We start from the raw sequence: 19,535 nt of genomic DNA on the forward strand, positions 1-19,535 counted from the left end.
GGGCAGAGACCCCCTGAACAGCCGATGCGTCTCAGCGCCGCACCGGGCGGACCGGGAGCGCTTCGACACTGTTGCCGATGAAGCTGCGCTGACGGGGCAGTTCGGCCTCGGGGACGGCGAGGTCGAGGTCCGGGAAACGGGTGAAGAGCCGTTCCAGCGCGATCGTGGCCTCAAGGCGGGCGAGCGGGGCGCCCACGCAGTAGTGCGCGCCCTGGCCGAAGGAGAGGTGCCGGGCCGCACCGGGTCGGGTGACGTCGAAGCGATCGGCGTCCGGGCCGTGGAAGGCCTCGTCGCGCCCGGCGGCGGTGTAGCCGGCTAGGACCGGGGTGCCCTGCGGGATCACGGTGCCGCCGAGGGCCAGGTCGCGGGTGGGGTAGCGGAAGGGGAACCAGCTGACCGGGCCGTCCCAGCGCAGCGTCTCGTCCACCACGTCCGACCAGGTGGCCTTGCCCTCCAGGACCAGCGTCAGCTGGTCGCGGTGGGTGCAGAGTGCCCGGACGGCATTGCTGATCAGGTTGAGGGTGGTCTCGTGGCCGGCGACCAGCATCAGGCGCATCGTGCCGATGAGTTCGGCCTCGCTGAGCCGGTCGCCGCCGTCCTCGCGGGCGGCTATCAGGGCGCTGGTGAGGTCGTCGCCGGGGGCGGCCCGGCGGGCGGCCGCGATCGTACCGAGCAGCTCGACGAGCTCGCGTACGGCGGCCATCACCTCGGCCGGGGTGGTGTCGGTGGCGATGATCACCGTGTAGGTGAGGTCGTGCAGTCGGCCGCGGTGCTCGTCGTCCACACCGAGCAGCTCGCAGATGACGCTCAGCGGGAGCGGGAGCGCGAAGTGGGTGCGCAGGTCCGCGATGCCGTCCGGGTCCTCGTCGGCGGACCGGCCGAGGTCGTCGAGGAGGCCGACGGTGAGTTCCTCGATGCGCGGCCGCAGCCGCTCCACCTGGCGGGCGGTGAAGGCGTTGCCGACGAGGGAGCGCAGCCGGCGGTGGTCGGCGCCGTCGGCAGTGTGCATGCCCTGGGCATTGGCGAAGACCCGCAGCGGCCAGTCCGCTGGGATCGTTCCGTCGTTCAGGGCCGGGCAGTGGCGGGCGTCCTTGGCCACGTCGGGGTGGGAGAGGAACTCCTTGAGCGTGTCGTGCCCCAGGACGACCGCCGCGGGCACCCCGCCGGGCAGGACGATGTCCGCGACGGGGCCCCGGGTCCGCAGGTCGGCGTTCAGGGCGTGCGGACAGCCGCCGGCGGGGTCGACGACGTGGGCGGGCGCGGGGGTTTGGGAGGACAAGCCGGGACTCCTGATCCTGTGGACGACTACCGGCCAACAGTGCGGTGTCGAAGGCCGGTTGTACAAGTCCACCTCGCCGATGCGTCGGCCGAGAGCCCGGCGGCACGGCGTCCAGGTCGATGGTCCGGTCGAGAACCCGGGCGGGCTGGATACGGCCTTCGGGCACGACGCCGCGTACAGGTTGGCCACATCAACGGTGGGAATCGACGCAGAGCCGAAACCTGACCCACCGGTGGCGAGCCCCGGGCGAGGCTCACCACCGGTGATGCGCGGACGCGCCTACGGAGCCATCTCGTACGCGCCGGACAGCGCCTCGACCCGCTCCCAGACCCGCTCCGTACGCGCCTCGTCGACGACCGGCCGCCGGATCGCACTCAGCGCCCAGCCTTGCTGCTGCTCGGTCGCGGAATCCTTGCCGTGCAGCTCGACGGCGTGTGCGGTGAAGTCCCGTACGAGGACGGCGAAGAGTTCGTCGAGCACGTCCTCGTCGAGTCCGTTCAGGGCGGCCTGCTCCAGGACGAGCTGCCCGTGCACGACGAGGGCGAAGAGCTGCCCGACCGCGAGGACGAGGTCGAGATCACGGCTCTGGTCCGCGTCGGGAGCGGCCGTGGCCACGAACTCACAGAGCGCATCGGCCTGTTCGCGGAAGCGGGCCACGTTGGGCAGGTGCGCGTACGAGTCGAAGGCGGGTCGCCAGTCGTGGAAGCGCACCGAGCCGAGGCCGCGGGCCGGACCCTGCCGGAACAGGAAGTCGTCGTCGGCCGCGTCGAGACGGGTCGGCACCGCGGGGTACTCGGTCGGGTCGAGGAGGTGGCTGCGCATGAACTTCAGGATCAGGGCCAGGTTGACGTGGACCGTACCCTCCAGCTTCGGCAGACCGCGGATCTCCACGGCGGCCTGACCGAAGTAGTTGTCCTTCTCGAAGCCCTTGGCGGCGATGACGTCCCACATGAGGTCGATGACCTTCTCGCCCTCCGTGGTCACCTTCATCTTCGTCATCGGGTTGAAGAGCAGGTAGCGGCGGTCGTCAGGGCCGGCGGAGCGGAAGTAGTCGACGGCGCGCTCGCTGAACGACTTCATGCCGACGAGCCTGACGTACGCGTCGGTCAACTCGCGCCGCACGTGCGGGAAGCTGGTGACGGGACGGCCGTAGAGGATGCGGTTGTGGGCGTGGGTGACGGCCTCGTACATCGCGTGCTCGCAGATGCCGATCGAGGCGGTGCACAGGTTGAACTTGCCGATGTTGACGGTGTTGAGGGCGGCGTCGAAGGCGGCGCGGCCGGTGTGCAGGACATCCTCGGCCGTTACGGGATAGTCCTCCAGGCGGAACTCGCTGACGAACTTCGAGGAGTCGACGACGTTCTTGACCAGGTGATAGGCCGGGTGACGGCTGTCCGCGGCGAAGAATACGTAGCCGTCGGGGCCCTCGACGTCGGTACGGCGGCCGAAGACGGAGACGAGTCCGGCGGCGTTTCCGTTGCCGATGTAGTACTTGGAGCCCGTGGCGCGGAAGCCGCCGTTGCCGTCGGGTTCCAGCAGCATGTCGGTGGAGTAGATGTCGGCGCCGTGCGTCTTTTCGGACAGGCCGAACGCGAACACCTCACCCTGGGCGAGGAGTTCCGCGGCGCGGGCGCGGGCGGCGGCGTTGTCGCTCTGCCAGACCGGGCCGAGGCCGAGGATCGTGACCTGCCAGGCGTACCAGTAGTCGAGGCCGTAGAAGCCCAGTATCTCGTTGAGCGCGGCGATCCGGGCGGTGTCCCACCGCTTGTCCGGTTCCCCCGCCCCCGCGGCGGACGACGGCGTCAGGAACGTGGCGAACAGGTTCTCCTTCGCCGCGAAAGCGAGGAAGTCGCCGAGCCACGCGCGGGTCCGGTAGTCCTCGATCAGCTGCTTCTTCCCGCGCTCCTCGAACCAGTCGACGGTGGCACGCAGCAAGCGGCGCGTCTCGGGGTCGAAGTGCGCGGGGTCGTAGGTGCGCGGGTTGAACAGCGGCTGGTCGGCCATGGGGCTGTCACCTTTCGGCTGGTGGACGGGTGGGATTCGGGACGTCTGACGACTGGGCGGGCCGGATCGGGAGGATCGGCCGGCGGGTGGGTGTGGCGGGGGTCAGCGGCCTGGACCGAACCGGGACAGCGTGGCCAGCACGTCGTCCAGCCAGTCGATCATCATGCGCTCGTAGGCGATGCCGCCGCGCAGTACGACGTGCTGGAGCTCCCGCTCGGCGTCGAGCGGTGCCCGCGGACCGGCCGTGCTCGCTTCGGGCACCGTGAAGTCCCTTGTCTCTCCCGCGAGATAGTGCGCCAGCCGGTCCCGATGCACCTGCCGGTGTCGCTCCACCTCGCGGATCAGGGCGGCCGGGTCGTCGAAGGCGGCGCCCCGGATCTTGACGGCCAGGTCGTGGCGGACGCTCTCCGGCTCGATCGGATCGTGCAACCAGGACGACAGCGCGGCCCGGCCGAGGTCGGCGACGGAGTACTCCTTCTTGTCCGGCCGGCCCTGCTGCGGGATGTCCCGGACCTCGACCCAACCGTCGTTGTCCATGCGCTTGAGCACGCGATAGATCTGCTGGTGGGTCGCGGTCCAGAAGTAGCCGATGGACCGTTCGAAACGCCGGGCCAGCTCGTAGCCGGAACCCGGCTTCTCCAAGAGCGACACCAAAATCGCATGTTCGAGCGCCATGCCGCTGATCCTTCTATGCAACTCGTTGCATAGCAAGCCTGGCTCGCTCCGATGCGACGCGGCTCACCCTCCGGACGCCTCCATGACTGAACGAAAGGCCGCCACCAGCTGAGAGGGAGGCGGCCGCTTGCGCGGTGGAGGAGGTCCTCCGACCGCGCAAGCAGTTCTCATACCCCGGTGACTCCGTCGATCTGCTCGCGGATGAGATCGGCATGACCGTTGTGACGTGCGTATTCCTCGATCATGTGCACCATGATCCAGCGCAGGGAGACTCCCTGATCCCCCACGTGACCCGCTTCCTGTTCGGACAGGCTGCAGGAGTCGTCGAGCGACGCTTCGGCAATCAGCTCACGTCCGCGAGCAACCTCCGCTTGCCAGGCAGCCATCGCCTCGTCGAGTCCACGGCCCGACTCAAGGGCGAAACCGTCGGGATTACCTTGCCCGAAGACCGCCGACACGTCCTGGCCCGCGAAGACACGCTGGAACCAGTTGCGTTCGACCTCGGCCATGTGCTGCACGAGACCAAGCAGTGTCATCGACGACGGCGACGCCGCGGCAAGCCGCAATTGAACATCTTTGAGGCCCGTGCATTTGAGAGCGAGAGTCGCACGGTGAAAGTCCAGCCATGCGTCCAGCATGGCGCGCTCGTCAGCATGCGCGGGCGGGACAGGGCGCCCATCCGGTGTCGTATTCATGAGCACACCCTGGCAGGAGCGGACGCGGCGCAGGACCGTCTTCGCCGACGTCCAGGAGTTGCCGCTGCCCGTTCCCGGCGCGCTCCTCGGCCTCCAGCATCGCCGTCGGCAACCGGGGGGCGCCGTCAGACCCGTACGACGATCTTTCCTGTGTGCCGGCCGGACTCCATCAGGCGGTGCGCGTCCCGGATGCGGTCCAGGCCGTCGAAGACCTCCGCCACGACAGGGCTGAGGGTGCCGTCGGCGAGTCCGGAGGCGAGGTAGTGGGAGGCCCGGCGCCGGCCCTCCGGATTCCCGGTGAGTACGACGTTCGCGTACCCGTGCACGGTGAGTGGCCACTGCCTGGGGAGCAGGATGGGCTGCTCGTCCAGCCAGCCGTAGCTGACCAGGGTGCCGTCCTGAACGGTCGCCCCGCCCAGTTCGGCAAAGCCGGAGCCACCGATCGCGTCGAGGACGATGTGCACACCGTCCCCGCCGGTCAGCCGCTTCGCCTCCTCGATCACGTCCTCCTCTCCGCTGACGATGACATGCTCGGCGCCGAGGTCGAGCAGCCGCCGCCGTTTCTCCGCCGTGCGGGTGGTGACGATCGGTACGGCACCGGCCCGGCGGGCGACCTGGATCGCGGCCGTGCCCACACCGCTGGACGCGCCGGTGATCAGCACCCGGCGGCCGGGGACCAGTCCCGCCCGTTCCACCAGGGCGCCATAGGCCGTCGTGTAGGTGAGCCAGACGGCGGCCGCGGTGACCGCGTCGGTCCCGGCCGGGCGCGGGACGAGGGCGCTCACGGGCAGGACGACCCGGTCGCCGTACACCCCGTGGGCGCTGAGTTCGAAGTTGGCAGCGGCGATGACGGGGTCTCCCGGCGCGAACGCCGTGACGCCCTCCCCCACCGCCTCGACCTCGCCCGCGGCCTCGTAACCGTTGCGCGAGCCCGGCAGGGTCGGCTGGTAGTAGTAGCCGCCCGAGCGGAAGAGCGCCTCGGCGCGGTTGAGTCCCAGCGCCTCGACCCTGACGAGCACCTCGCCGGGTCCGGGCGCGGCCAGTTCGACCTCCTCGACGGTCAGGACGTCGGGGCCGCCGAGTTCATGAAAGAGCACTGCACGTGCGGAAGTTGACATGCCGTCGACGCTACGCAGCAAGCCCAGGACGATCCATGTCCATCGAGCTCGATTTCATGTCCGTACGTCTTCCATCCCGGACTCCAGAGCTACGGTGGGAGCATGGACGTGCTCAGCGACGTCGTCGCCGCGATGCGCACCGGCCGACCGCACTCCGCGCGCCGGGACAAGTACGCGCCCTGGGGTCTGCGGTTCGCCGCGGCGGACGAGGCCGGGTTCCATGTGGTGCTACGCGGTTCGGCCTGGCTGATCCCGGCAGAGGGCGAGCCGGTGGCCCTGGCACCGGGCGACGTGGTGTTCCTGGCGCACGGGCACGGGCACGCGCTGGCCAGCGGTCTCGACGTACCACTGCGGGAGGTACGACTCCTGCCGGACGGCACCTGGAACGAGTCACCGCCGAGCGGACCGACCGCCGGACCATCCTCGTGCTGCCCCGACACCGTCACGCTGTGCGGCACCTACCGGCTCGACCGGTCCCGCGCCCGCCGTCTGCTGGCCGAACTGCCCGAGGTCGTGCATCTGCCCGCACGGGTCGGCACGCACCGCTCTCTGCGCGCCGCAGTGGAGCTGCTGGGCATGGAACTGGAGGAGAACCAGCCGGGTACGGACGCGATCGTCACCTCGCTCCTCGACACCCTGCTGCTCTACATCCTGCGTGCCTGGTGGCAGAGCGAGCGCGAGGCCGGGCGCCCGCGGGGCTGGGCGGCCGCACTGGCCGACCCGGCGGTCTCGGCGGCGCTGCGCGCGATCCACGGCGACCCGACGCACCCGTGGACAGTGGAGGAGCTCGGCGCCACCGGCGGCCTGTCCCGCGCGGCCTTCGCCCGCCGGTTCGCCGCGCTGGTGGGCGAGCCGCCGCTGACGTACCTGACGTGGTGGCGCATGACCACGGCCGGCCGGCTCCTGCGCCACGACGACCTCTCGCTCCGCCAGGTCGCCGAACGCACCGGCTACACCTCGGAGTTCGCCTTCGCCAAGGCCTTCAAGCGGGAGTACGGGGTGGCACCGGGCCGGTACCGCAGGGGCAACGCCTGACGAGCACGTGGGAGCGGTCGGGACACACGGACCGCGGTCGATCGACAGCGTCTCCCTCTTCCAACCGCTCTCGTCCACCAGCAACAGCCCGGGGACCATCCGCTGTCCGTGCCGCACGGCTCAACGCAAATCGCGACACTGCCTGGTCCGATGATGCCTACTCACTGGTGACAGAGCAGAGTCGCAGTGTAACGTCACTCCCAGATGTCGTGGTTCGCAGTACCTGCCCGCGCTGTTGCGCGGGCGTTTTGCTGTGCAGTGCCCGAGGACCAGGACGACCACCTCCGGGTCCGCGCGGTGCGGACCCGCCATCGATTGGAAGGCACAGACATGGCCAGCGGTACCGTCAAGTGGTTCAACGCCGAAAAGGGCTTCGGCTTCATCGCGCAGGACGGAGGCGGCCCCGACGTCTTCGCGCACTACTCCAACATCAACGCCAGCGGCTTCCGCGAGCTCCAGGAAGGCCAGGCCGTCACCTTCGACATCACCCAGGGCCAGAAGGGCCCCCAGGCGGAGAACATCACCCCCGCCTAATCGAATACCGCAGACGATGCACGGTGCCCAAGCGCCCACGCCAACGGCACCGTGCATCGCGGCACACCAACCGGCCCAGTTCAACCCGCCGGAGCAAGCCACGGTGTGAGACTCCACCTCCACCAAATCCGTCCTACCGCCGCCCCCGCCGCCCGCCCTGTCGCCTGGGCCCGGCAGCCCCACCCAGAGGCCGCGGAGATCGTCGGTGCCCCGCCGAGCTGCAAACTAATCAGGTAGGCATAGCCGGCATCCTCATCCGGCCCTTCAGCCGCAAGGCGGCGTCCGCTTCCCCCTCCTTGCCGGTGACGTAGGTAGAGCGTCGGATGCCCTAGGTGCAGTTGCACGCCCGGGTGCTCTGGCGCACGTGGGGACAAGGATCCCGTCGACACCGGGCGGACAGCTCCGGACAGGAATGGACAGCCACCACTTCTGCCGGACCTGGAAAGTGGACACCGTCCCTCGCGAGACTCGCCCCATGAACCTCCAAGGAACACAGCCGCGGGAGACGTCAAGCGCTCCCCAGGGCAATCGCGAAGCCACGCAGACGATGCTGGACGCATGGGTCCGACTCTGGAACGGCGACCTGGCTCAGGCCGCAGTGATCATCGCGCCCGATTTCCGTATCCACGCCGCCCTCCTCGACGGCGGAGACGGTAGCAACCTGCCCGGTGTTGACGGCCTGGTGGCCTGGATCAGCCAGATACGTGCGGCCTTCCCGGACCTGCGCTTCGCCGTCGAAGTCCCCCCGCTGATCGACGGCGGCTACGCATCCGTGCGCTGGACGGCCACCGGCACCTACGCCGGCGGTTTCCCCGGCGCCCAGGCCGAGCCCGGCACCGTGGTCACTTTCACCGGCACCGACACCCTCCGCGTGGAGGGCGGCCGATTCGTCGAATACTGGATCAACTCCGACACTCTGGAACTGGTCAGGCAACTCCAGGTGCAGTGACGTACCGATCCATCACCCGCCGCACCATCATCCAAAGGAACATCACCATGAAGTTCAGCCCGGCCCGTGCCACGACCGCGCTGATCGGCGCCACAGCCGTCTGCGCCGCTTTCGGCACCACAGCTTCCGCCGCACAACCCGCCGAACAGCGCCTGCCGAAGGCCGTTACGGCCTGGGCCGCAGCCTGGAACGGCACCGACCCCCAAGCGCTCGGCGCTCTGTTCACCACCAACGGCACCTATACCGACCAGGGCCTGGGCGTCACCTTCCACGGCCGCAAGGAAATCGCAGGCTGGAAGGCTCGCTCCGACGCCCTTATCGACAACATCCACGTCACCGTCCGAGCCGCATACCGCGACAGCGACCACATCACCATCAAGGCCGTCTACGCCGGGCACCTCAAGGGAGCGCCCAAGCCCTTCGCCGTGCCGATGGCCACTCTCCTCGAACTCGACAACCGCCACCGGATCAGGTCCGACCAGGACTACTACGCTCTCAACGCCGTCCTCGCCCAGTCCGGCCTGCCCGCGGACTGGACCCCGCCCACTCACTGAGCGGCGAGACCGACGTCTGTCTGGTCTGGTGACTCCCGTGGAAGAGACCTGAACTGTTCGGGCCCGGGCCGTTCCCTGGTTAGGCGCCCAGCGCTTGTCATGAAGACCCGCGTCCGCCTAGTGAACTTCACCCTCGATTTGCGGACCGAAGATGGCAGTTACTCAGTCCGTGTGTCAACTCCAGCCAGTAAAGGACCTGTTGGATACGTCGAGCCGCTGCGCCCCACAGAGGCATTGTGCAGGCACAACCCAGTACCTCACCTTGCACCGGCCGACACTCGCAGGATGAGCATCACACTCTCCATTCCCCTTGCCCTCTTGGCAATTCACGGAAGCGTGTGGAAAGTTGAGTACCACCAACTCGACATACCGAACGGCGAATGGGCGGGGGCTACTTCCCCTTGTCCGACAAGATCAACGTGTGCACAGGCGACCAGGCGATGTGTTCACCTGGTCGCCCGTGGCCGTTCCGAAGGGAACATGTACTGGCGTACCAAGGCCCGCCGGATCTCGCCAGCGTCCGCTCAAGGCCCGTGCCACCACGTCGAAGTGCCGCTTCGACACGGGTTGGCTACCGATCTCCGAGCCCGCCTCTCGGTGCGGCGTCCTGTCTACCGCTACGGACGTGTCGGCAAGGCCGCGAGCCTGCTCGGCCTGTCCCAGCCGACCGTCGCACGTCATCTCAAGACACTTGAACGCAGCACAGGACGCCAGCTCTTCGACCGCCGGACCCGAGGGGTCGCCCCGGCGTCCGGGGCAGGAATCCTCCTCGCCGCCCGGCTCGCCACCCACGCTGGGGGCACCGAGCGACCTGCTCTCCGTCCACGTCCTGCCCAAACTGACCCCGCTACCGGAACGCGGCACCCACCCTCACCATCGCCGACCTCCGCACCATCGTCACCGCCGTCACAGCCGGCACCGGCCGCCATGACGCCAGCAATGGGCAACTCTCAGAGCAGGCAAGGTGTTTGCTACGAATCAACTGAGTGGCAGCCGCACCGGAGACGGAACTGCGTGCCCACGCGCCACGCATGACAGCTGGCGCCGCGCACCGACGGTCAGATCCCACGGTGCGCTGCAGGGTCGTAAGGCAAAGCGTCAGGCGCAGTGCGTCGACATCGATGCGCCAGGGCCTTCCCTGCTATGGTCTGACCCCCACCGCACGGCAAGCATGATCAGGTGGAGACAGGCTCCTTGTCCGCCACCGAAGCGGCAACCGCGGTATAGAACACAGACTTGCCCTGCTTACTGCGCCGGACCTGCCCCTTCGCCACCATCGCCTCAAGCGTGCTGCGCACAACAGTGATCTTGATGCCCCGATCCCGGTACGCCTCACTCAAAGCATCAGTGACGACAAGAGCCGAACACGGCCGCCCTTGCTCACTGAGGTACCCCACCACGAGATCACGCAGAGTCGGAGTGCTCCGCCCACCCGGAGCGGCAACAGCAGACCCCGCCGAGGACACCGCCCGCTCGGACGTTGACTGCTCGCCCCGATCCGCCTCCGGCCTGGCAGCCCCTGACCCCACACCACCCTGCGACGGCACAGGGACACCGGGGCCGGCCTGCGGCAACGTCCCGCCAGACCCCTCCACATCTCCAAGCGCCTGCTGCATATTGGCCAACAGAACCTGGTTACCCCGCAAGGTCTCCAACCGCTCCTGCAGAGCAGCCACCTCACTGACCAACCGCTCCTGCTCCTGAGCGTTGCGCTCCAAGTCCTCCGCCAACCGCGCCGCATACAGCGGCTTGAGATTGGCGATGTCGTCCTGAATGTCAGCCACGTTGGCCCTCCCTGCCGGAATCACCTGCCATTGCGTTACTGGATAGTACTCACAACAATTACGAATATCTCAAGCACGCACCCAATCTCCAACACCACCTGTGATGGATCCGTTGCAACGCCGGGCCCGACATCGGCCTTCCAGCAGAGCGGCCGCCGAGGCAAGTAACTGGCCGTACTCCTGAGCGGTGGTCGGCACGGCCGGGGCCTGCGCTCTCGGTACACCAGGCGTGCCGGAATGCTGGCACTGAGCGCCTGAGGGGGCCCGAGCAGGAGTCCTGCCAGTTCTCACTCCACTCGTTGGAATGGTGGTCCGGTCAAACAACCCCTGACGCGCCATCAGACAACCATACCCGTGTGGACGCATTGGCGAGCGTCTCATCGACGCCGTCTGCAGCAAGGGCGCCGCCCTCAGGACACACAGCCGGTTACTCCATGGGCCTGGCCGGAGAAGACATCCGCGGCAAGCCAGGAGTAACCATGGCACCCGGGAGAGAGTCACCTACACGGGCCGCCGCGAGCCTGTGGTGTGCTCCCGTGAGTCACCGGTGAAGGCAGCCGGCAGACGGCACCCGCAACACGGAAGGCCCTGCTTTCATCGGGGCCCCACCCTCCGACACCACCCACCCAAGCTCTCCCCCCCGGCCGAGCCAAGGCAGCGAGCGACTGGAATCCACTCATCCCGTTTCGGGCCCTGCGCGATTGAGTCGAATGGGTTATCGTTCTTCGCCGACCTGTCCCATTCACGAATGGGAAGCGTAGAAGGAGACCCGGTGTCCGATCTTGGGCGGCTCGTCGTCGGCCGGTACCTGCTCGTGGAGCGGGTGGGTAGCGGTGGCATGGGCACCGTGTGGCGTGCCGAGGATCAGCTACTCGGCCGTCATGTCGCCGTGAAGAAGCTGCGCGTCCCGCCGCACTTGCACGACGACCAGGTCCAGACGCTCCACGAACGCACCCGGCGCGAGGCCCGCAGTGCCGCCCGAATCGCCCACCCGAACGTGATCGTGGTGCACGACGTCGTCGATGACGAGGGCCTGCCGTGCATCGTCATGGAGTACATACCTTCACTCACGCTGGGTGACGTTCTCAAGCGTCGGGGTGCGCTGCCACCCGAGGAAGCCGCCCGGATCGGCCATGCCGTGGCAGCTGCCCTGCGCGCCGCCCACGACGCCGGGGTGCTGCACCGGGACGTCAAACCCGCCAACGTTCTGCTCGGCGACGACGGGCGGATCGTCCTCACCGACTTCGGGATCGCCGTTGAGTCGGGAACGTCCTCACTGACCAAGTCCGGTGAGTTGATCGGTAGCATCCGTTACCTTGCGCCCGAACGCCTCAAAAGCGGAAATGTCGGGCCTGGCCCCGCCAGTGACCTGTGGGCCGTCGGAGCGATGCTCTACCAGGCGGTCGAGGGACGGCACCCGTTCCTGCGTGATACCCCGATCGAGATCGCCTACGCCATCGCCACCGAACCGTACGAGCCGCTACGCCGTGCCGGGGACCTGGCCCCGGTGATCGAGGGCCTGCTCGTCAAAGACCCGGACCAACGCTTGGACGTACGGGAGGTCGAACGCCGCCTGAAGGATGTGATCACCGGTACCCGAACCGCTCCCGTCGATTCCCCCACGCGGCCCGCCCGTATCGGTGACCTCATGCCTGCCGAAGCAAAGCCCGCCGGCAACCGCCGTCGCACAGTATTGCGATCGGCCGTGGCGGCGGCACTCGTCACCACCGCGGCAGGCGGGGCACTGTGGTGGCTCAAGGACCCTGCCGGCACACCGAGTGGCCATGCCGCCCGAACCCCCTCCGTCTCCTCCCCGACTGCCAGCCCCACCCTGCCGCCCGTGCCGGCCGGATACCACCTCAAGAAGGCGGACAGCGGCATCCTGGTGCCCGTGCCGGACGGCTGGACCAGCAAGACGCTGCCCGGTGGTGAGGTCGCCTACATTGATCCGTCCGGCCTGGTGGGGCTGAGGATCAACGTCGTCCGGTTCGCGGGCTCCGATCCGCTGCGGCACTGGCGTGAAACGGAAGAGGACCAGACTCGACGTGACAACCCCGGCTATGAGCGAGTGAGGATGGCCGCAACAACCTTCCGCGGACGACCGGCCGGGTATTGGGAGTTCACCTTCGACGGCCGAGCACGCAAGTACCGGGCAGCCGAGTTGGCCTTCGCCGCCGCGGACGACACCCAGTACGTGATCTACCTCTCCGCACCGAACGCGCAATGGCAGACCTACCGGCGTGTCTTCGACACGGCCACGGGCGGAGCTCACCTGAGCAACGACGCCTGACGGCCAACTAGCCGGAAGGGCAGAGCGGTCCCACAACCGCATCCGGGAGAAGCACGATTCCCGCACCGGCTTCCGGCACGCCGCGCCCCGATGATCAGGCCCGTGGGGTCGGCGGTGCCGGGGATGATGAACCACCGCTGCCCCGCGGTTGGCCCGCCAGTGCCATCCTGCCGGATCGCTTGCGATTCACCGATGTGCAGGCCCAGGTAGGCGGGGCGCACACAGCGGCATGACTGCGGCACGCCACCCGAGCACGACAGTGCCGCCCTGACCGAACCCGCATACGCCGACCCGCGACGCAAGCACCGGCCCGCCCATCAACACCATGCATCAGCATGATGCAGGGGACAGCGCTGTACCGGCGGAGAGGGACACAGCGCTGTCCAGCAGTCGCACCCGGGAAGCGAAGGTTTCCCACGCCGGACCCGGCGGAAGACCGGTTCCGCCGAGATTCCGGCTCCTCAGCCGGGAAACCTCCGTCCCGGGCGCTACATGGATCATGGATCCCCTTGACCTGCGCAGGGAGATACCAGCCACCGATAACGCACGGCTATCCGAGGCCGTCAGATCCGGCATCGAGCCGGATACGGCATGACAACCCTCATCAACATGCCACGTTCTAAATCGGGTTGAGAAGTCGTCATGCATTGACGCACTCCTTGACGGAGGTATGCCCCCGACCTGGGTGTACTTGCGGATCTCGACGGGCCCTGCCGCAGTCGCACCGGTTTCGCCCGGACCGCCGACGACGCCGTCCGCGCTGAGCACGCTAACTCTCTCCTATCACCCTTTGCCATCATCACACCTGCCACATGGGCCCCGACACTCGACCGATGGCACCTCCCCCACATCCAAGGAGCCATCGATGGGCGTTTCCCTGCGTCGGGTCCCGACGGCGGCGGTTCCCAGGTCACGGACTCATCATCGTCCAACTGGCCTCCACGGCACCGGCCCAGCTCTAGGCATCCAACGCCGGACACCCCGTCCTGCGGCCGAAGCCCGTCATTGGACCTACGACGCCTCGGGTGCGCCCTCGTTCGCGTCCAAACGAATGTTGGTCTTCGGCTCATAGCGCTCCATGCCGCCGTTCGGCGAGGACAGCGAACCGACCGTTCGGCGGTGCCCCACCCCAAGAGCTGATCGCGGTCGACCAGGACCGGTTGGGGCGGCAGGCCACTGTGCTGTCGTCCAGTGGGGGCCGCTGGGTCATCGTCAAACAACTCGCCGACGGCAGCCGTGCGGTGGCCTTGTTCAACGAGACCGGCCAGCCCCAGACCATCAGCACGACCGCCAGAGCGGTTCAACTGCCCACCGCAAGCACGTACACCGTCCGCGATCTGTGGCAGCACACCGACACCCGTACGACGGGAAACATCACTGCCACCGTGCCCGCTCACGGAACCGTCGTTTACCGGGTCTCCCCCGCTACGACAGGCAACTGACCAACCACGCATACCGCCTGACACGCACTCCCCCCTCGCTCCTGAATCGAGGGGGGAGCTCAGTCACCGATTCGGCTACGCCGCCACACGGCCGACTAGCGCTGCGTTGCCTCACGTCCTAAGCGTAGGGGGCATCAGCCGTGCCGGACTCGTGCGCTCTTTCGCCTAGGAGGCGACGCATGGCGTGTTCTGCCGCGTCCGGGTCCTGCTCTCGTACGGCCTCAAGAACGGCCCGGAAGCGGGACATGAGGTTCACGTCGAGCGGGTGGGCATCGTGGGCCAGGTGGGCGCGATGGGCCACGTCCGCGGCGACGACTGGGTGCATGCGTATGAGTAGTTCGTTGTGGGTGGCGGCGAGCACCGCCCGGTGAAAGGCCTGGCCAGCCATCAGGGTGTGCTCAGAGCCGGCTTGCTCCTGCATCGCGGTCAGCGCCGTCTGTAAGGCTTCCAAGTCCGTGTCCGTTCGGCGGATGGCGGCCAGCCGGGCGGCGGCGGGCTCGACGATGCTGCGCACCTCGCCGAGGCTGTGAAGCAGTGCACCGTCGGCGGCGGTGCCGCATCCGTCCCCGAACTGCCAGCGCAACACGTCGGCGTCCAGGAGATTCCAGTCGGTCCGGGGACGCACGAACGTGCCACGCCGTTGGCGGGCGTCGACCATTCCTTTGGCCACGAGCACCTTCAGGGCCTCACGCAGAGCGGTCAGGCTGACGCCCAGTTCACCTCTGAGGGCCCCGATATTGAGGGTGGCTCCCTCGGGGATCTGACCGCTGAGCACGCGGTGACCGAGAGTCTCCACGGTCCGGCCGTGCACTCCACGGCGCGCGTAGGACTGCAAGCTGTCCGCCACTTCTTCCTTGCCTCCCGAGGCCGACGCAGGACCCCTGAACGACGACAATGCTGATCGCTTACGCCACTACACGCTCAAGGCGGGCCGAACCCTCCGGTTGGGGACCGTTGGACCAGTGGGCTCTCAGAGGGCGGTATGAGACTTCATACGGGTTTTGTCGTCACCTGAACGTGTGACGGTGCGGCATCCCGGCCGGTCGGCGGCCATGGGCATGTTGGGCTGGTCGCTGTGAGCGAGCGCAAGCCCTACAAGACCGACGTGAGTGACGAGCAGTGGGCGCTGGTCGAGCCTGTGATCGCCGCGTGGAAAGCCGCGCATCCCTCGGTCAGCGGCCATCAGGGCCGGTACGCGATGCGGGAGATCGTCAACGCGCTGCTCTACCAGGGCCGCACCGGCTGTCAGTGGGAACTGCTCCCGCACGATTTTCCGCCGGCCGGCGCGGTGAAGTACTACTTCTACACCTGGCGTGACGACGGCATCGACCAGACCATTCACGACCTGCTGCGCTGGCAGGTGCGGGAAATGGCGCGCCGGAAGGCGGACCCGAGCCTGGTGGTGCTCGACACCCAGAGCGTGCACGCGGCAGCTGGGGTGCCCGCTGAGTCGACGGGGCGTGATGCGGCAAAAAAAGTACCGGGCCGCAAGCGCGGCCTGGCCGTTGACATTCCGGGGCTGGTGATCGCGGTGGTTGTGGCGGCCGCGTCGGCGCACGAGAACGCCGTCGGGATCGCGCTGCTGGACAAGGTCGCCGCCGACACCGACACCGTGCAGAAGGCCCTGGTCGACCAGGGCTTCAAGAACGCCGTCGTCGCGCACGGGGAGAAGGCGGGCATCGAGGTGGAGATCGTCGAGCGCAATCCCGCGCAGACCGGGTTCGTTCCCCAGGCCAAGCGGTGGGTCGTGGAACGCGCCTATGGGATCTTGATGTTGCACCGCCGGCTGGTGCGCGACTACGAGCACCTGCCCCGCAGTTCGGAGTCGCGGGTGTACTGGGCGATGACCGCGGTGATACTGCGCCGGCTGACCGCGGCGACCGTGCCCGCCTGGCGCACCGCATGACCGGCGGGGAGCTGACGCTCGGCGCGGTGCTGGCACGGCTGGAGGAGCGGGAACGCGAGATCACCGCGCAGGCCGAGACGACGCGGGAACAGATCACGCAGCTGACCGCCCAGCTCGACGAACTCGGCCGGGCCGCCGAAGAAGTCCGGATCACCCGCAAGACGCTGTTGGCGCTGCCGGACCCGCAACCGTCCGCGCCGCCGGTACTGAAACTGCCGGATCACCCGGCCTACCAGCAGATCATGGCGGTGTTCACCGCGGCCGACCATCCGCTGCGTGCGCGGCAGGTGTGCGAGGCGATGGACCTGGAGATCGCGCCCAACAACATCAACAACGTCCGCCTCAAGCTCAAGCGGCTGGCCGACCGCGGAATCCTGGCCGAAACCGAGCCAGGACTGTTCACCAGGCCAGGACCGCAATCGGGAATTCAGCCCTGACCAGCACGCCTACTCGAGGTCCTTGGCCGAGTCGGCCGATGCCTCACGCCCCATCGCCTCGGACGGTGCGGTCTTGATGCTGCCCGGAGCCCAGCCGAGGAGTTCCTCGAAGCTTCGGGCAACGGTCGGGGTGGGCAGGTCCCCACGGCCGCGTTCGAAGGTCCTGATGGTCGCCTCACTCAGCCAGGTGCGGCGCGCGAGTTCACGCTCCGAGATGCCTTCGGCCTCACGGAACTCGATGAGGGCTCTCGCCAGCCGTGTCGAATCCTCTCCACTCATGACCGCAGTATGTCGCCGAGCCCGGGCCGGGATGGCCCTCTTGCTCGGTCCCATGCCAGGGCACCGGGCCGCGGCAACACGCCCACCAGGCCGAATCCCAGTCGGATTTGTTCGTCCTCGGCATGCAACCGGCACTCGTTAACAGCCCTGATCTGCACGCCAATCCCATAACAGAGTCAGATACAAGGCAAAAACTCGCATACCACCCTCTCAGGTCGCGTAGCGCAGATCCGCCCATCGCGTGATCCCCTCAAGGTTCATCAACCTGCCGTGAGCTGTCGCAAGCGCGCCACGATCAGGCCTCCGCGGCCGTGTTCATCCGGCTCGAAGTTCTCCCTCCGAGTGCTGTGGCGGGCCGGGCCGCCGTCGGTCACTTCCACCCGAATCACGCCGACAGTGACCACGTGATGCAGACCCAGGCGCAGTGGAGGGAGTGCGTGCGCCACCGAGTTGGTGACCATTTCGGAAACGATCAGCACCGCGCCGTCGATGTCCTCCCCCGCCAACCCCCATTCGTGCAGGACGATTCGAGTGATACGGCGGGCGCGCCGGGCGGTCTCCACCCGATGTGGCAGTGCCCAGACTTGGCATGATTCTTTCCGTCGTCCGGGGACGGTATGAGGTGGTGAGCCGGCCGTGGAACAACAGCATGGATGTCGCAACATCGCACCACCTTGGTTCGTGACTCTTTAGCCGTGGAAAACCATGCCCCATGTGCTCTTGGGCCTGAATCCCAACGAACCGCTGCGGTCTGTCCGGCCGACAGGTCGGCAAAGCAGGGGACAGCGCTGCGCCGCACCGGGGGGAATGGGACAGCGCTGTCCCGCAGCCGCGCCCAGGGAACTGACGACTCCCGTATCGACCCCGGCAGGTAGGCGGCCGACCCCACCTGCGATCGAGCACGTGAGCCGGTGTCCTTCCGTCCCGAGCACTACATGGATCATGGAGCCCTGCGTTCCCGGGAAGGGAGATGCCAGCTGCCGATAACCAGCCAATATCGATACGCCTCTCGGCCGACAGTGGCGCCGACAGCAGCGGCTTGGAAACAGCTGCGGATGTCACACGCGATGAGTGCGAGAACATACGCGTCAACCTCGTAGGTTCGGCCTGGGTCGGCAGGCATGCCTACCGGTCGCCCCTTCGCTCGATTCGGCCAGCGGCACCCGCCAGGTCAGGCAAGAACGACCTGAATGCGCATGTCCGAGAGTCGACCGCGATAGCACCGAGCTGTCGCAAAGGGCTATACGTCAAACCCTGCTCGGGCCTTTCCCGGAGCGTTACTGCACAGTAGAAATGGTCACGGCCAGTTACCAACCGCCCCTCAAACGGGCATCACCCCCTTCCTCATCCGATTGGAGATGAAGTTCATGCTGCGTTTCTCCGGCCAGGTCGGCAGCACCGCCACCGGTGGCGCGTTCGTCCAGGTTGCTCCGGGTGCCAGCACCACCTGTGGTGGCGGCAACTGCTCCTGCACGTCCTGCTGCAGCTGGTAGTGACTCCGGTCGGGCGGGATGCACCGAACCCGCCCGACCGGGCTGCGGCGACACGCGCTGCCGAAGACCGATGTCGTAAGCCACTCCTTGAGTGAAGGACCGGAGGATGTCACTCAAAGACTCCCAAGAAGCCGTCTCCGAATACCTCGCCCAGCAAGGCCCTTTGGCCACGGCAGCCGCTTTCGGGCAGCAGCACACGTCGATCTCCGTCTACAGCGCGACCACGGTGGTGCGTGCGCCCGAGGCCGTGGTGCGGGGCCGGTGGAGTCCGGCCGTGGACGGGTTCGTCGGCGAGGAACTGCTGCTCAACCATCGCCGCAGCGGCCGGGATCTGGGCATGCAGCTCGGGGTCTCGCGCTACTACGGCCACGACGCGGTGACCTCCAGCGCGCACAGTGAACTTCGGGAGCGGCAGGACCGCGCCATCGCCCTGCCCCAGCACCGTCGGCTGAAGGGCGGACTCACCTCGATCGTGACCGAGCGGCGCAGTGGGCGGCAGTTCTCGGGGCGGGCTTGCTCACTCGACGAGTTGGCGACCGTGGTGTGGCACGGGCAGGGCGTCACGGGCAGCCTCCCGGTACCGACCGCCCAGGACGCCGGCGCCGCCGTGTCCCTGCGCACTGTGGCGTCCGGGGGCGGCCTGTACCCGGTCCGGCTGGTCGTTCTTGCACAGCACGTCAAGGGCCTGGCCCCGGGTGCGTACGAATACCAGCCGCACAGCCACACCCTGTATCCACTGCAACGGACTCCGACGCCCGTGGACCTGGCCCGGCATCTGTGGACAGCGGACCTGGAGGTCGACAAGGTCGCCTTCACGCTCGTGTACGTCTATGACCTGTACGTCAATTCGCAGAAGTACGGCGACAGCGGGCTTGTCTTCGCGCTGCTCGAAGTCGGCGGGATGTCCCAGAACATCCACCTGGCCCGCACCGCGCTCGGGATGATCGCCTGCGACCAAGGCGGCTACGACAAGCAGAAGCTCGAGAAGACCCTGGGCTTCGACGGCACGTCACGCCATGTCGTCCACTTCACGCTCGTCGGACACGGAGAGGCCTGAGAAC

General features: G+C 67.8%; 19 protein-coding genes and 1 pseudogene. 11 read left to right on the top strand and 9 right to left on the bottom strand.

Features of this window, described 5'->3' with window-relative positions:
• Positions 1 to 31: 31 nt before the first annotated feature.
• The 5 genes from IPZ69_RS31225 to IPZ69_RS31245 form a co-directional block, all read right to left on the bottom strand.
• Complete coding sequence (locus IPZ69_RS31225) at positions 32 to 1,279, bottom strand: cytochrome P450 family protein (protein ID WP_235458012.1); 1,248 nt, start codon at positions 1,277 to 1,279, stop codon at positions 32 to 34.
• 279 nt (positions 1,280 to 1,558) lie between these two features.
• A complete protein-coding gene (locus IPZ69_RS31230) occupies positions 1,559 to 3,283 on the bottom strand; it encodes an acyl-CoA dehydrogenase family protein (RefSeq protein ID WP_235458013.1) in 1,725 nt (574 codons plus the stop codon).
• A 102-nt stretch (positions 3,284 to 3,385) separates the two neighbouring features.
• Positions 3,386 to 3,958 carry a PadR family transcriptional regulator gene (locus IPZ69_RS31235; protein ID WP_235458014.1) on the bottom strand — a complete coding sequence of 191 codons (573 nt, stop codon included), beginning with the start codon at positions 3,956 to 3,958 and terminating at the stop codon, positions 3,386 to 3,388.
• A 167-nt stretch (positions 3,959 to 4,125) separates the two neighbouring features.
• The gene (locus IPZ69_RS31240; RefSeq protein ID WP_235458015.1) at positions 4,126 to 4,653 is read right to left on the bottom strand and encodes a DinB family protein; all 528 of its coding nucleotides are present in this window, start codon (positions 4,651 to 4,653) and stop codon (positions 4,126 to 4,128) included.
• Positions 4,654 to 4,778: 125 nt separating this feature from the next.
• Positions 4,779 to 5,771 carry a zinc-dependent alcohol dehydrogenase family protein gene (locus IPZ69_RS31245; RefSeq protein ID WP_235458016.1) on the bottom strand — a complete coding sequence of 331 codons (993 nt, stop codon included), beginning with the start codon at positions 5,769 to 5,771 and terminating at the stop codon, positions 4,779 to 4,781.
• Positions 5,772 to 5,873: 102 nt separating this feature from the next.
• Between IPZ69_RS31245 and IPZ69_RS31250 the strand changes: the two genes are divergently transcribed.
• From IPZ69_RS31250 to IPZ69_RS31270, 5 genes are all read left to right on the top strand, one after another.
• On the top strand, positions 5,874 to 6,806 hold the full coding sequence (locus tag IPZ69_RS31250; RefSeq protein WP_235458017.1) for an AraC family transcriptional regulator: 933 nt from the start codon (positions 5,874 to 5,876) through the stop codon (positions 6,804 to 6,806).
• 330 nt (positions 6,807 to 7,136) lie between these two features.
• On the top strand, positions 7,137 to 7,340 hold the full coding sequence (locus IPZ69_RS31255) for a cold-shock protein (protein ID WP_037751662.1): 204 nt from the start codon (positions 7,137 to 7,139) through the stop codon (positions 7,338 to 7,340).
• A gap of 475 nt (positions 7,341 to 7,815) precedes the next feature.
• A complete protein-coding gene (locus IPZ69_RS31260; protein ID WP_235458018.1) occupies positions 7,816 to 8,289 on the top strand; it encodes an ester cyclase in 474 nt (157 codons plus the stop codon).
• A 47-nt stretch (positions 8,290 to 8,336) separates the two neighbouring features.
• Positions 8,337 to 8,843 carry a nuclear transport factor 2 family protein gene (locus IPZ69_RS31265; protein WP_235458019.1) on the top strand — a complete coding sequence of 169 codons (507 nt, stop codon included), beginning with the start codon at positions 8,337 to 8,339 and terminating at the stop codon, positions 8,841 to 8,843.
• 480 nt (positions 8,844 to 9,323) lie between these two features.
• The gene (locus IPZ69_RS31270; protein WP_235458020.1) at positions 9,324 to 9,878 is read left to right on the top strand and encodes a LysR family transcriptional regulator; all 555 of its coding nucleotides are present in this window, start codon (positions 9,324 to 9,326) and stop codon (positions 9,876 to 9,878) included.
• Between the two features lie 140 nt (positions 9,879 to 10,018).
• Here the strand turns inward: IPZ69_RS31270 and IPZ69_RS31275 are convergent, their stop codons facing one another.
• Positions 10,019 to 10,627: a hypothetical protein gene (locus IPZ69_RS31275; RefSeq protein ID WP_235458021.1), complete on the bottom strand. Its 609-nt coding sequence runs from the start codon at positions 10,625 to 10,627 to the stop codon at positions 10,019 to 10,021.
• Positions 10,628 to 11,399: 772 nt separating this feature from the next.
• Between IPZ69_RS31275 and IPZ69_RS31280 the strand changes: the two genes are divergently transcribed.
• Complete coding sequence (locus IPZ69_RS31280) at positions 11,400 to 12,917, top strand: serine/threonine-protein kinase (RefSeq protein WP_235458022.1); 1,518 nt, start codon at positions 11,400 to 11,402, stop codon at positions 12,915 to 12,917.
• Positions 12,918 to 14,047: 1,130 nt separating this feature from the next.
• Positions 14,048 to 14,338: pseudogene (locus IPZ69_RS31285) on the top strand (NPCBM/NEW2 domain-containing protein); the annotation flags it as partial.
• Between the two features lie 139 nt (positions 14,339 to 14,477).
• On the opposite strand, the gene IPZ69_RS31290 reads toward IPZ69_RS31285, so the two are convergent.
• Positions 14,478 to 15,194 carry a FadR/GntR family transcriptional regulator gene (locus IPZ69_RS31290; RefSeq protein WP_235458050.1) on the bottom strand — a complete coding sequence of 239 codons (717 nt, stop codon included), beginning with the start codon at positions 15,192 to 15,194 and terminating at the stop codon, positions 14,478 to 14,480.
• A gap of 240 nt (positions 15,195 to 15,434) precedes the next feature.
• On the opposite strand from IPZ69_RS31290, the gene IPZ69_RS31295 reads away from it, so the two are divergent.
• Positions 15,435 to 16,265 (top strand): IS5 family transposase, encoded by an 831-nt coding sequence (locus IPZ69_RS31295; protein ID WP_235458023.1) that lies wholly within the window; start codon positions 15,435 to 15,437, stop codon positions 16,263 to 16,265.
• Positions 16,262 to 16,702, top strand: a complete 441-nt coding sequence (locus tag IPZ69_RS31300; RefSeq protein WP_235458024.1) for a hypothetical protein — start codon at positions 16,262 to 16,264, stop codon at positions 16,700 to 16,702. Before IPZ69_RS31295 ends, IPZ69_RS31300 begins: the two co-directional genes overlap by 4 nt.
• 9 nt (positions 16,703 to 16,711) lie before the next feature.
• Here the strand turns inward: IPZ69_RS31300 and IPZ69_RS31305 are convergent, their stop codons facing one another.
• A complete protein-coding gene (locus tag IPZ69_RS31305; RefSeq protein WP_235458025.1) occupies positions 16,712 to 16,981 on the bottom strand; it encodes a helix-turn-helix domain-containing protein in 270 nt (89 codons plus the stop codon).
• 260 nt (positions 16,982 to 17,241) lie between these two features.
• Complete coding sequence (locus IPZ69_RS31310) at positions 17,242 to 17,544, bottom strand: ATP-binding protein (RefSeq protein WP_235458026.1); 303 nt, start codon at positions 17,542 to 17,544, stop codon at positions 17,242 to 17,244.
• Positions 17,545 to 18,348: 804 nt separating this feature from the next.
• Between IPZ69_RS31310 and IPZ69_RS47095 the strand changes: the two genes are divergently transcribed.
• Positions 18,349 to 18,474 carry a hypothetical protein gene (locus IPZ69_RS47095; protein WP_268835261.1) on the top strand — a complete coding sequence of 42 codons (126 nt, stop codon included), beginning with the start codon at positions 18,349 to 18,351 and terminating at the stop codon, positions 18,472 to 18,474.
• 106 nt (positions 18,475 to 18,580) lie between these two features.
• Positions 18,581 to 19,531 carry a SagB/ThcOx family dehydrogenase gene (locus IPZ69_RS31315; RefSeq protein ID WP_235458027.1) on the top strand — a complete coding sequence of 317 codons (951 nt, stop codon included), beginning with the start codon at positions 18,581 to 18,583 and terminating at the stop codon, positions 19,529 to 19,531.
• Positions 19,532 to 19,535: the final 4 nt, after the last annotated feature.

The sequence above is a fragment of the Streptomyces olivochromogenes genome, assembly GCF_021538895.1.
GTDB lineage: Bacteria > Actinomycetota > Actinomycetes > Streptomycetales > Streptomycetaceae > Streptomyces > Streptomyces olivochromogenes_A.